14 protein-coding genes are annotated in these 13147 nt (G+C 37.8%); 11 read left to right on the forward strand and 3 right to left on the reverse strand.

Annotated features, from left to right (window positions below; translation table 11 throughout):
* The first annotated feature begins 10 nt into the window (after positions 1 to 10).
* The 9 genes from ACFSR0_RS04950 (at position 11) to holA (ending at position 9231) form a co-directional block, all read left to right on the forward strand.
* Entirely contained in the window at positions 11 to 1168 is a 1158-nt protein-coding gene (locus ACFSR0_RS04950) for a pyridoxal phosphate-dependent aminotransferase (RefSeq protein ID WP_379980490.1), read from the forward strand.
* A gap of 477 nt (positions 1169 to 1645) precedes the next feature.
* Positions 1646 to 2245: an aggregation-promoting factor gene (gene apf / locus ACFSR0_RS04955; RefSeq protein ID WP_379980492.1), complete on the forward strand. Its 600-nt coding sequence runs from the start codon at positions 1646 to 1648 to the stop codon at positions 2243 to 2245.
* Between the two features lie 220 nt (positions 2246 to 2465).
* Positions 2466 to 2732: an ACT domain-containing protein gene (locus tag ACFSR0_RS04960; protein ID WP_379980494.1), complete on the forward strand. Its 267-nt coding sequence runs from the start codon at positions 2466 to 2468 to the stop codon at positions 2730 to 2732.
* A 15-nt stretch (positions 2733 to 2747) separates the two neighbouring features.
* Positions 2748 to 4097 (forward strand): PFL family protein, encoded by a 1350-nt coding sequence (locus ACFSR0_RS04965; RefSeq protein WP_379980496.1) that lies wholly within the window; start codon positions 2748 to 2750, stop codon positions 4095 to 4097.
* 12 nt (positions 4098 to 4109) lie between these two features.
* Positions 4110 to 4721 carry an HAD-IA family hydrolase gene (locus ACFSR0_RS04970; RefSeq protein WP_379980498.1) on the forward strand — a complete coding sequence of 204 codons (612 nt, stop codon included), beginning with the start codon at positions 4110 to 4112 and terminating at the stop codon, positions 4719 to 4721.
* Positions 4722 to 4795: 74 nt separating this feature from the next.
* The gene (locus ACFSR0_RS04975; protein WP_379980500.1) at positions 4796 to 5404 is read left to right on the forward strand and encodes a helix-hairpin-helix domain-containing protein; all 609 of its coding nucleotides are present in this window, start codon (positions 4796 to 4798) and stop codon (positions 5402 to 5404) included.
* A gap of 21 nt (positions 5405 to 5425) precedes the next feature.
* Entirely contained in the window at positions 5426 to 5926 is a 501-nt protein-coding gene (locus tag ACFSR0_RS04980; RefSeq protein ID WP_379980502.1) for a ComE operon protein 2, read from the forward strand.
* A gap of 139 nt (positions 5927 to 6065) precedes the next feature.
* A complete protein-coding gene (locus tag ACFSR0_RS04985) occupies positions 6066 to 8147 on the forward strand; it encodes a DNA internalization-related competence protein ComEC/Rec2 (protein WP_379980504.1) in 2082 nt (693 codons plus the stop codon).
* 49 nt (positions 8148 to 8196) lie between these two features.
* Positions 8197 to 9231, forward strand: coding sequence for a DNA polymerase III subunit delta (gene holA, locus ACFSR0_RS04990; RefSeq protein WP_379980506.1), 1035 nt, complete (start codon positions 8197 to 8199; stop codon positions 9229 to 9231).
* Between the two features lie 26 nt (positions 9232 to 9257).
* On the opposite strand, the gene rpsT is transcribed toward holA, so the two are convergent.
* The 3 genes from rpsT to ACFSR0_RS05005 all read right to left on the reverse strand — a co-directional run bounded on the left by rpsT (position 9258) and on the right by ACFSR0_RS05005 (position 11575).
* Complete coding sequence (gene rpsT / locus ACFSR0_RS04995) at positions 9258 to 9512, reverse strand: 30S ribosomal protein S20 (RefSeq protein WP_379980508.1); 255 nt, start codon at positions 9510 to 9512, stop codon at positions 9258 to 9260.
* A gap of 526 nt (positions 9513 to 10038) precedes the next feature.
* Complete coding sequence (locus tag ACFSR0_RS05000) at positions 10039 to 10884, reverse strand: AraC family transcriptional regulator (RefSeq protein WP_379980510.1); 846 nt, start codon at positions 10882 to 10884, stop codon at positions 10039 to 10041.
* Between the two features lie 115 nt (positions 10885 to 10999).
* A complete protein-coding gene (locus tag ACFSR0_RS05005) occupies positions 11000 to 11575 on the reverse strand; it encodes a recombinase family protein (protein ID WP_379980512.1) in 576 nt (191 codons plus the stop codon).
* Between the two features lie 153 nt (positions 11576 to 11728).
* Here ACFSR0_RS05005 and ACFSR0_RS11905 point away from each other — a divergent pair, with 153 nt between their 5' ends.
* Together ACFSR0_RS11905 and ACFSR0_RS11910 are read left to right on the forward strand one after the other, a co-directional pair.
* A complete protein-coding gene (locus tag ACFSR0_RS11905) occupies positions 11729 to 12247 on the forward strand; it encodes a DUF4158 domain-containing protein (protein WP_449260599.1) in 519 nt (172 codons plus the stop codon).
* Entirely contained in the window at positions 12240 to 12977 is a 738-nt protein-coding gene (locus tag ACFSR0_RS11910; protein WP_449260598.1) for a hypothetical protein, read from the forward strand. Before ACFSR0_RS11905 ends, ACFSR0_RS11910 begins: the two co-directional genes overlap by 8 nt.
* The last annotated feature ends 170 nt before the right edge of the window (positions 12978 to 13147 follow it).

The following is a 13147-nucleotide window of genomic DNA, read 5'->3' on the forward strand; positions in this document are numbered from 1 at the left end:
GCATATAATCTTGAAAAAATTAACGGTTGCCAAACGTTTTCAAAACCCTGAAGAAAATTTACTAATGGAGATTGGTATTTTGGCAAAACAAACGGAGGGTCTCATTGATCTATCAATAGGTGATCCAGATTTAGAAACGAATGAAAAGATTATCGATTATGCAATGTTGTCAGCCAAACAAGGGCATACACACTACACACTTTCTGATGGTAGTCCGGAATTCGTGCAATCAGTCATTCATTTTTATAAAAAAAACTACAATCTATCATTTGAAACAAATCAGGTCAGAGCAACAGTGGGAGCCTCTCATGGCATGTATCTTGCGTTATTAGCAATTCTTGATCCTGGTGATGAGGTTATTATTCATGAACCCTTTTTCTCACCTTACAAAGATCAGGTCCTCTTAGCAGGGGGCAAACCGGTGATTATTCCTACCTTTGAAGTGGATGATTTTCAATTAGATAGCCAACGATTAAGAGAAGCTGTGACAGACAAAACTAAGGCCATTATTATTAATTCACCAAACAACCCGACTGGGGCTGTTTTTACACGTGAAACGATGGAAAGTATTGCAGAGATAGCCATTAAAAACAATCTCTTTATCCTTTCCGACGAAATTTATGAAGCCTTCACTTATTATGATGATTTTGTCCCAATGGCGACGTTTGCGCCAAAGAATACGGTGACGTTTAGTGGTTTTTCAAAAGCTTTTGCGATGACCGGTTGGCGAATTGGTTATATGATTGCACCGAGTTCCGTCAATGACGTGGCTAGATATTTAAATGAAAACATCTCTTATGCAGCCAACTCGCTTTCTCAAAAAGCCGGGAGTTATGCGCTGAACCATTTCGAAGATCTTGTTCCTAATGTAGTTGCAATCTTCAAAGAACGCTTGGAATATATAGAAGAACGTGTTGCCGCCATTCCTTTTTTGTCAATGAGAAAGATGAAGGGAACGATGTATGCTTACATTAATATCTCAAAAACGGGACTCTCTTCCATACAGTTTGTTGAAAAACTGTTGAAAGAAAGTCAAGTATTAATGATACCTGGTACTGCTTTTGGTGAACATACTGGAAGCAATCATGTTCGATTAGCAGCAACCCAACCAAAAGAACAACTGAAGGAAGCATTTGATCGTATAGAAAAACTCTCTTTCAACCAATAGACCTGAACAAACGAAATATTCTCTTTTTTAAACTTTGCTAGACACAATCTAAAAATTATCTAAATGAGCGTATAAGGAGTATCAACTAGATACTTGCGAAATCATTTAGATAATTTTTTTATCTGTGCGGAACATTTTTTTCTTTGATTATCAAATAAACCGATTTCAAATTTGAAATATTTTTACAGTTTTGTAATATTTGCTGCTTTCTTCTCGTTTTTTGCTTTGTTTTTTTAGAAATACAGGGATATTTACGAAAAAAAGATTAAACAATTGTTACAAAGGAAACAGAGTGAAAGCTTGATGTGACAACAAATAATTATTAAATTTCTTTATAGATACTAGAAAAAAGGGCTTTTTTCACCTTTTTGAAATATTTCGTCATAAAACTGTCACCTATAAGCACGAAATCCTTGGTAAGATAGCACATGTAAACAACAACGTACCTATTCAAAACACAAAGGAGAACAAACATACATGAAAATTTTTAAATCATTAGCTCTAAGTGCTGTCGCTCTTGTCGGATTCGTTGCTTATACGGGAACTGCCCATGCAGATGAAATTGAATACACAATTCAAGCAAACGACACCTTATCAACAATTGCACAAAAATATTTTGGTTCATCTGATTTTGTTGATCGCATAGCTGCAGATAACAATATTGATAACGTGAACCTTATCTTTGCTGGTGAAAAATTAGTTTTAAACACGGATGCACCGGCTGCAGTGGCAACCGCTTCTGCGCCAGCAACAACCACAAACACGCAACCAGCTGCTCAAACTCAAACTCAAACAACTAGTCAAGCAACAACGACTACACAAAGCACGACAACGTATGCTTCAACAGCAACGGGATCTGAGTCTGAAGCAAAAGAATGGATTGCAAACAAAGAATCAGGTGGTTCATACACAGCAACGAATGGTCAATATATTGGCCGTTACCAATTAACAAATACGTATTTAAACGGTGACTACTCTGCAGCAAATCAAGAACGTGTAGCAGATGCTTATGTTCAAAGCCGTTATGGTTCATGGTCAGCAGCCAAAGCATTTTGGTTGGCAAATGGTTGGTATTAATTAATAAATAATCAAAAGCTATCTTCTTCGGAAGGTAGCTTTTTTTGTGTTTAGCTGCTGTTATAAGCTTGTTCTTCGAAGGGAAGATTCGAAGCACACACGAACATTAAATGAAAAATAACTGATTATCAGACGGTTTTATGAATTTATTTTAAAAAAAGAACTGAATAAAAATAAGGTTGTGCTATAATAAACAAAAATAAAAGGAGGCTGTCCGAAAATGAGAGCAGTGTTAACGGTTATTGGGAAAGATAAGGTTGGTATTATTGCAGGAGTGAGTCAAGAATTGGCGGCATTGAATATCAATATTGTAGATGTTACACAAACCATTTTACAAGATAATTTTACAATGATGATGATGCTTGAGTTACAACCACAAGCAGATTACGAGTTAATCCGGAATCGATTGAAAACGTTGGGTGAGCAACTAGGCGTGAAAATCAGTATTCAAAATGAAGAAATTTTTGATGCAATGCATAAATTGTAGGCGAGGGGAAACGAAATGGAGACAAATCAAATCTTAGAAACAATTCGTATGGTAGAAGAAGAAAATCTAGATATTCGAACGATTACCATGGGTATTTCATTGCTAGATTGCATTGATGCAGATGTAAATATAGCCTGTCAAAAGATTTATCAAAAAATTACTACCAAAGCGAAAGACTTAGTCAAAGTTGGAGAAGCAATCGAGATGGAATACGGCATTCCAATCATTAATAAACGTATTTCAGTGACGCCAATTGCATTAATTGCCGCCGCAAGCAAAGTGGATGCTGAAGGGTGTGTGGAGTTTGCCAAAACGCTTGACCGAGCAGCGAAAACGGTTGGGGTGAATTTTATTGGTGGCTATAGTGCTCTAGTAGAAAAGGGCTACCAAGCGGGTGATTTGCCACTGATTGAATCAATTCCTCAAGCATTAGCTGAAACGGATTTTGTTTGTGCATCAGTCAACATCGGTTCGACTCGTTCAGGCATTAATATGGATGCAGTCAAATTAATGGGGGAAACCATTAAGAGAACTGCCGGTGCTTCGGAGATGGGCTGTGCCAAATTAGTTGTCTTTGCGAATGCTGTTGAGGACAATCCATTTATGGCCGGGGCGTTTCATGGTGTGGGTGAAGCGGATTGTGTCATCAATGTTGGAGTAAGTGGACCAGGAGTAGTGAAGCGTGCGTTAGAAAAAGTCAAAGGAGAATCTTTTGATGTTGTTGCTGAAACTGTGAAAAAAACGGCATTCAAAATTACAAGAATGGGTCAGTTAGTAGGCCGTGTTGCTTCTGAACGTTTAGGGGTTCCATTTGGAATTGTGGATTTATCCTTAGCACCGACACCCGCAGTTGGTGACAGTGTGGCATTAATTCTGGAAGAAATGGGATTGGAATCGGTTGGAACACACGGAACAACGGCCGCTTTGGCTTTATTAAATGATGCGGTGAAAAAAGGTGGCGTGATGGCATGCAATCACGTTGGCGGCTTGTCAGGCGCATTTATTCCCGTCTCAGAAGATGCTGGAATGATCAAAGCCGTTGAAAATGGCTTACTTAATCTTGAAAAACTAGAAGCGATGACAGCCATTTGTTCAGTCGGACTCGATATGATTGCAATACCTGGGGATACACCGGCTGAGTCAATTGCGGGGATGATTGCGGATGAAGCCGCAATTGGTGTCATCAATCATAAAACAACCGCAGTTCGTATTATTCCTGCAAAAAATGCACAGGTGGGTGATATGGTTGAATTTGGCGGTTTGCTTGGTACAGCACCGGTTATGAAGACCAATCCTGCAAAATCAACGGATTTTATTCAACGTGGCGGACGTATTCCCGCACCGATTCATTCATTTAAGAACTAGGAGTATGGAAGAATGTTTAACCACTATATATGGGATTTCGATGGAACGCTCTATGACACATATCCGGTGATTTTAGATAGTTTTATCAAAGCATTAGCGCAATTTGGTGTAGAGGCGAATGATCGATCCGTCTATCAGACGCTAAAGGCGTATTCTTCAAAAGAGTTGGCCCATGATTTTCAATTACCATTTGATCAATTGACTCGCGTCTATAAGAGCATCGAATCAAGTGATATGCGCGTTCCGAGACCTTATGACGGAGCCAAAGAAATTGTGGAGTGGGTTATCCAAAATGGAGGCACCAATTATATTTTAACGCATCGTGACACGACAAGTACGAGACAGCTACTAAAAGAAGACCGCTTGCTGAATAATTTTGAAGAGATTATTGGATCAGAAAGCCCTTTTCCTAGGAAGCCAGCACCAGATGCGATTCAGTATCTCCTTGAAAAGTATCAAATGAATCCAAATGAAACGGTTATGATAGGTGATCGCAACATGGATATTTTAGCTGGCAAAACAGCGGGTATTCAGACAATTTTTTTTGATGAAGATCAAATTTTGCAAAATGTACCCGCTACATTTCGCGTAAGTCACTTGCTGGACATTCGCCAAATTGGCTAAGCTTTTGAAGAGAAGAACTGTTAAAAAAACAGTTCTTCTCTTTTTTTGCGTAGTTAATTGTAGGTGGTGATGGGATGGAAAAAATAAATGGAAAATTAAGAAAAATTCTGTTAATTGGAGGCATCGTTGGTTTTGCTGGAATTCTTTTTTTATTTGCGTGGCTGTTTTTCTTCGATAAAGACGAGGAAGATGGGTGGCAAAACTTACCAGGCACCGCAGAGTCTACGGCAATTGCAACTTCAAATTCAAGTCAACAACAAACAATTTTTGTGGATATTAAAGGCGCAATCCAAAAACCGGGGGTATATGAGCTATCATCAACTGCGCGGTTGCAAGAATTGGTACAAGTTGCGGGCGGTTTAACAGCAGACGCTGAAGATCGCCAAGTCAACTTGGCCGTTGTGCTGACTGATCAGCAACTAATTTATATTCCTCATAAAGGGGAGATGCCCGAGCAAGCAATCCAATCAGCACCTACCACGACGGAAGCGAACAAGGTAAACATTAATACCGCATCTTTAGCGGAGTTGCAGACTCTAAATGGCATTGGCGAAAAGAAAGCACAGGCAATTATTGATTATCGAACAAAAAATGGCACATTTCAATCAGTCGATCAATTGACCGAGGTGGACGGTTTTGGGGAAAAGACGGTTGAAAAATTGCGTGACTCGATTACAATATAAGAAAAACGATTGGAGAATAGCATGACAAATGAACGAATTCCTTGGGATCAGTATTTTATGGCTCAAGCGGTATTATTGTCACTTAGAAGTACTTGTACGAGATTAGAGGTTGGGGCAACGCTAGTGAAAGAAAAACGGATTATTGCTGGAGGGTACAATGGCTCAGTTAGTGGAGATACCCACTGTATTGATGAAGGATGTTACATAGTAGATGGCCATTGTATACGAACCATTCACGCGGAGATGAATGCCTTACTCCAATGTGCAAAACTCGGTATTTCGACCAACGAATCCGAGATTTATGTCACACATTTTCCTTGCCTGCAGTGCACCAAATCGCTTCTTCAAGCTGGGGTAAAGAAAATTCATTATTTGCATAATTATCACAATAACCAATATGCGTTAGAACTTATTCAGCATGTGGGAGCGGAAGTCCACCAAGTCTTTTTAGATCCGCGCTATTTTGAAAAATTATCTTTTGGAGCGCTCGAGAATAAAACGCGTCCTTCTAAAGAGTCGTAATCAATATTTGCTGCCTGTTATTGCCAGTGTATGTCTTTTCTATGGATGGCGAAGCAAACTCATCTTGCTAGTCATCCTCTCTATTTTTTATTTAGTTAATTTTTGCTATCGGAAACAATTTTTTCTTATCGGATTATTTTTGTTTTTTAGTACGGTTTTTGTTGTTCGCGAATTGGTACTCGACCCAACACCCGTTCAGGTAGAGCAAGCACAAACTATGATGATCAACGTTGCAGCAGATACCATTGTGGTAAATGGTGATTTAGTAAAATTTGATGGTTGGTATGACGACCAATCAATCAAATGTACCTATCAGCTTGCTAGTTTGACTGAAAAAGATAGTTGGTCTCCTCGAATGAATTGGCATCGCCAACTGAGAGTCAGGGGAGAATTTGTTTCCATTTCGAAGAAAACGAACCAATATGCATTTGACTATCAAGCCTATCTATTTGCTAATCGTTATCTTGGACAATTTCAAATAGATGAAATTGAGCAGACACGCCCTTTGCCGTTCGATTTCCGCGCGTTTGCTCACGGTTTACGGAGTTGGGCCGTCGCTCGAGTTGAACAAAGAATTGACCCGAAAATCGGTTATTTGATTAACGGGTTACTATTTGGGTTTCGTCAAGTAGCATTTTATGACGAACTTTCACCGTTTACACAGAATGGCCTGTTGCATTTGTTTAGTATTTCAGGAATGCATGTCTATTTTTTCTTAGGTTGGGTTGATTGGTTTTTTCGTAGGATTGGGGCCAGCTTTCAATACCAAATTGTTCCATTTTTCCTTTGCGCATTTATTCTGACTTGTTTTTTTGGCATCTCGAGTAGCATTTTACGCGCTATTTTTATGTACTTGCTCTATTGGATAGGCAAAGAGAGCTCAATTCATCTGAGTAGTATGGATCGGTACGCGCTGGTGTTGGCGGTATGTATAGTGATTGAGCCACGAACTTTACTCCAACTTTCTAGCCAACTTTCCTTTGCTTTTTCATTTTTCTTACTTTTCATGCAGCAACAACCAGAAAAAAATTGGCAGAAATTTCTCTATGCCCAAATGATTCCGCTTCTTAGTGCGCCATTACTGATGTATCTTTTTTTTGAGTGGCCTTTATTAAGTGGGGGATTCACGTTCATTTTCATGCCTATTTTTGACTTAGTGATGTTGCCACTTGCAACATTTCTCTTTCTTTTTTGTCCTTTTTCTCATATTGCTTCGATATTAGAGTATCTCTTAATCATGATTATGAAAATTAGTCGCTTTCTCTTAACCAACTTTCCCAAAATGGTTCTGCCAAGTGGACAACCACCATTGTTGCTTGTGCTCTGTTGCACAATACTTGCGATTTGGTGTTTAGGGAAAAAAAACTATCTGATCTTCGTCGTTAGTTGCCTATTGCTTCCGCTTATCCCAAGAATGGTGTCACCATCTGAAAAAGTTACATTTATTGACATTGGTCAAGGAGATTGCATTGTTTTGCAGACAAAGTGGAATCACGAGGTTTATGTCATTGATACCGGTGGAAAAGTTTCTTTTAAAAAAGAACCTTGGCAACAACGAAAAACAGAAGCAAACATCATGTATTCTTTGGTTCCATATCTTAAAGGGGAAGGAATTCATCGAATTAATGGGTTATTCCTAACGCATGGGGATACCGATCATCTAGGGGATGCAGGCGCACTCATTCAAACAATCAAAATAGCTACCATCTATCTGGGGAAAGGAAGCCTGAATAATCAAAATGTACAAAAATTATATCGAACATTTGGGCGACAAGTACCTTTTCGAGAAGTAACCCCTGGAACTGCAATTGGGAACAAGAAAAAAATGGTGGTTTTGTCTCCTAAAAGCGGCAAAGGTGAGAATAATGATTCATTGGTTTTGTATACTTTATTTGCAAGTAAGTATTTTTTATTTACTGGTGATCTGGAACAATCGGGGGAAGAAAAATTACTCGAAATGTATGGTCATTTTCCTGTAGATGTATTAAAGGTTGGCCATCATGGTAGTAAAACATCTACGAGTCCTCGATTTATCGAAGCACTCAAACCAAAAGAAGGTATTATTTCCTGTGGTAGGAAGAATCGTTATAAACACCCCCACCAAGAAACATTGGATACATTGGAAAATTATGGCGTGAAGGTCTTACGAACCGATTTGCAGGGGATGATTCAGTATCGCAAAGGGTGGCAATCGGAGCGGATAATCTATTTGAAAAAATAGCTTTTCATAAGTATGCATGTTAGGATAGTAGGGGAAAGTAGGTTGAGAAATGTCCATTCAACAAGAAATTAGAAAAATCACTTCAGATGAAACCTTGCAACCTGTTTATTGCATTCAAGGTAGCGAAACCTATCTTCAGAATCAAATCAAGCAGGCTTTTTACAATCGATTAGGGGTTACCGAAAATGATTTAAACTTTTCGCAATTTGATTTAGAGCAAGAAACGATTGATCAACTGATTGATGAGGCAGAAACATTGCCTTTTTTTGGCGATCAGCGTCTTTTGTTTGCAGTGCATCCTTACTTTTTGACAAGTGAAAAGAAAGTAAATGCACCTGAACATGATTTTGAACGATTGACTGCTTACTTGAAATCTCCTTTGCAATCGACAATTTTGGTTTTTATCGCTCCTTATGACAAATTTGATGAGCGAAAAAAGCTAACCAAACTGTTAAAAAAGCAAGCGGTCATCCTTAATGCAAAACCCTTAGCTGAACCTGAGGTAAAACGGATGGTTCGAGACTATCTAAAAGAAATGGCTATCGAAATGGATCCTCAGGCATTAGAGCTATTTCTGAGAACGACGGAGATGGATTTAAGCAAATCAATGCATGAATTAGTCAAGTTAGTTGTTTTTGCAAACAAGTCAAAGCGAATATCTGTCGAGGCGGTTCAGCAACTTGTTCCAAAAACTCTTGAAAATAATGTTTTTGAGTTAACGGAGATGATTTTGAAAGGCAATGCAGAAGGAGCATTGGAAGGGTATCGCGACTTGTTATTACAAGGGGAGGAGACAATTAAAATCAATGCTATTTTAATTGGACAAATTCGGCTATATTTACAAGTTGCTATTTTAGTAGAGCAAGGAATGCAACAGGGGGCAATTGCGGAACAACTAAAAGCCCATCCTTATCGAGTCAAATTGGCGATTCAAGAAGCGCGAAACTACTCGAGGGGGGAACTAGAAGCTTTGTTTGATCAGCTAGTAGAAAATGATTTTAAAATGAAAACTGGAAAAATTCAGAAAGAGTACCTATTCGAGTTGTTTATTTTGCAAACTGCGAATCAATTGCTTGGCAAATAAAAAAAGAAGTTCATATGAACTTCTTTTTATTTAGCGATTTTTTTGCTTAGACGAGATTTGTCACGGGCAGCTTTGTTTTTATGGATTAATCCTTTTGTTTCAGCCATGTCAATCGTTTTTTCAGCTTCTTTGTATAACGCATCTACGTTATCAGCTCCAGCAACAACAGCTTCTTCAAATTTTTTGATAGCTGTACGCATAGCGCTCATTTGAGATGAATTTTTCGCATTAGCAGCTTCGCTTGTACGAACACGTTTGATTGCAGATTCAATGTTTGGCATTTTCTTCACCTCCAGAATAAAGTCTTATACGAATTTCGTATAAATCAACACTAATTATTATAACGAATCCTTTCAATGATTGCAATTAAAAGTTGTAAAGAATTTTTACTTAACAGATTTTGTTTAATTGGTTTAATTGCAATATCAAATGCATAAAAAAATCAAAAAAACTTTATAGACAGCGAATTGCTCAATAATCCAGTGTTACCAACGGTTTAACCCTTGTCTGGCAGTAAGATGCCTCTTACCATTTTTTTGGTGGATTGTTGGTGGTTCTGATTCAAAAGAATAGGTTGGTTGGGTCAAAAGAAGAAGCGAAGCGGCTCTTGACTCAGTCAATCTATTCTTTTATCCTACGGAACCAACGAACCACCTTAAGCGGTTTTTGGGGTAGCGTCAGGAAAATGCGGATTTACAACGATAAGGAATTTCCAATATAAAAAGCCTGATTTCCCATCACCTAAATTGAGAAATTCGGCTTTTTTTCGTTACTCCATAAACAGCATTCTATTACTGAATATGTAATTTACTTCGGGATAACAGGGACCCAGAGTTCGTGTCTTGGTTTATGCTTCGGACCGTAATAACATTCTATACACGGTAAATTTGCAAGTTCATACTCGGAGGTAGGGACCCACTCGGAATATAAACGTTTCCATGAATCCACTATGTTCGGAAAAACTGCCCATGTACTTGCGGGAATAATAAGCGTCTCCATATTTTCTGGGGATTCCCCATCGTATCTTACGCCCATAAAATAGGAAAATTGTTCATCTGTTATGGCGGCTTCTTTTCCGCAAACCCCCAGAAGGCTTTCAAGCGTGCATTTTGGATTTTCCCATGACATATCTACTAGTTCTTGTATAAATCCATCTTTTTTCGCAGTGTTCCAAAGCGTAGGGATTGTTTTAAATGCTCTGCTTGTTTTTACTGGCTTACTTTTTCCAACAATTCTTAATTCAAAATCAAGGTTTTCAATTCTGTACTCCATTTCGGTATCTCCTTTAATAGAAATTTGAAAGGAAATTCTGGGAAAGGCTTTTAACTGTACCCCTCTATTACGAGCATTGGAAGGGGTTACTCCATGCATTTTTTGAAAAGCACGTGAGAAAGTATCAGAAGAAGCATAACCATATTTAATTGCCACATCAATGATCCGGATATCACTTTTTTGAATTTCAAATGCTGCGAGTGTTAACCGTCTACGTCTAATATATTCTGATAGCGATATACCTGAGATTGAAGAGAACATTCTTGAAAAATGAAACTCTGAACAATTAGCTGCTTTTGCAATCTCTTTGTAGTCTATTTCTTCATTCAAGCTATTTTCAATGTAGTTTAACGCATTGTTCATTCTTTCTAGCCAATCCATAAATTTACTTCCTTTCAATATTTACTTTAAAACAAACTAGATAATAGTTGTCGACATTTCATGCCTAAAAATGTTGGTATCAAAAAAATAAACCTTTTGATAGAATCAGGACAAACTATTTGTTTCCTTCCGATAGCCTTCTATATAATGAAGCCCTAGACACATTAGTAATTTCGCAAATTTGATTTACAGTCATACCGCCTTCTTTATATAGTTTTACTGCATAATTCATTCCTGCGTGATTTTTATGATATTTCTTTAAACGACCCTTAAACTTCCCTTCTTTCCTAGCCAGCTCAATCCCTTCTCGTTGACGCATACGGATAAGATCTCGTTCTAATTGGTTCACACCAGCCATTACTGTAATTAAGAATTGGCTGTATGGATTATCCTCTGATAAATCTAGCCATGTATCCTTGAGTGATTTTAAGCTTGCCTTTTTCCTGCGTATTAAATCAATCAATTCAAATAAGTTCTGCGTACTCCGAGTGATCCGAGTTAAGTCTGTAACATAAATAATGTCGCCTTCCTGTAAATCCTCTAACATTTTTTGAAGTTGCTCGCGATCCTTTGTTGCCCCAGAAACTTTTTCTTCAAAAATAGTATCCATACCGATTTCGTTTAATTGCTGAAATTGTCTTGAAGGATTTTGGCTAGTCAAACTGATACGTATATAACCGATTTTTCGCAAAATATCACCTCGTTTTTGAGACAAGTCTTATGAGACACTCTTAACTATGATTTTATCAGTCTACTACACTCGTATCAATAGAGTACACTCTATTGGTATATAATTGTACTAATAAACTGAATAATTGCAGAGATAGGATGATACAATATTAAAATTGCAAGGGGAAGAGAATTACTTACGCCAGATCAAAGATTAGCTTTAATGCAAATTCCTGAAGATGAGTGGGTGCTAGGAATCTACTACACCTTTTCCAAGCAAGATTTAGAAATTATAAATAAACGAAGAAAAGAAGAAAACCGGTTAGGGTTCACCGTTCAATTAGCTGTTCTTCGGTACCCCGGTTGGCCGTACACTCATATCAAAAGCATTCCTGATTCGGTCATACATTATATAACAAAACAAATCGGTGCCAGTCCATCTTCACTTAGTCTTTATCCTCAAAGAGAAAATACACTTTGGGATCATTTAAAAGAAATTCGAAGTGAATACGATTTTGTAACTTTTACCCTAAAAGAATACCGAATGACATTTAAGTATCTTCATCAATTAGCTTTGGAAAATGGTGATGCCGTTCATCTTCTACATGAATGTAACGACTTTCTAAGAAAAAACAAAATCATACTGCCTGCTTTCACTACACTTGAAAGTGTGGGAGGCAAGAGTAATGGCTGAAAAGAAGCTATTTAATATGGTGAATCAATCTCTTACAAATGAGCAAAAGGAAAAACTTGAAGAGAGCATTACATCGCAGCATCCATCAGAATCCAATAAAACAATATTGGGTTGGTTAAAGGAACCACCTGGCCACCCTTCACCCGAAACATTTCTAAAAGTAATAGAACGACTCGAATACATACGAGGAATGGAATTAGAAACGGTACAAATTAGTCATTTACATCGCAATCGCTTGTTACAGCTATCTCGCTCAGGTTCAAGATATGAACCTTATGCATTCCGTGACTTTCAAGAAAGCAAACGATATTCAATATTAACCATCTATTTATTATATCTTACTCAGGAGTTAACGGATAAAGCATTTGAAATTCATGACAGACAAATACTCAGTCTATTATCAAAAGGTCATAAGGCACAGGAAGAAATCCAGAAACAAAACGGTAAAAAGCTAAATGAGAAGGTTATACACTCTACGAACATCGGACAGGCTTTTATCAAAGCAAAACAGGAAAAGTTAGACGTTTTTGAAGTTCTAGAATCGATTATTGAATGGAATTCTTTTGTTTCTTCGGTGGAAGAAGCTCAAGAGCTTGCACGTCCTGCTGATTATGATTATTTAGACTTATTACAAAAACGATTCTATTCACTTAGAAAATATATACCAACGTTATTAAGAGTATTGGAATTTCAATCTACAAGGCAAATGAGCCACTTTTACAAGCTGTAGAGATTATCCGAGGAATGAACGAATCTGGGAAGCGAAAAGTACCTGAAAACTCACCGGTGGATTTTATGCTTAATTGCAATATCAAATGCATAAAAAAATCAAAAAACCTTTATAGACAGCGAATTACTCAATAATCCAGTGTTACCAACGGTTTAACCCTTGTCTGGCAG

Source organism: Enterococcus camelliae, from assembly GCF_042685105.1.
Lineage (GTDB): Bacteria > Bacillota > Bacilli > Lactobacillales > Enterococcaceae > Enterococcus_G > Enterococcus_G camelliae.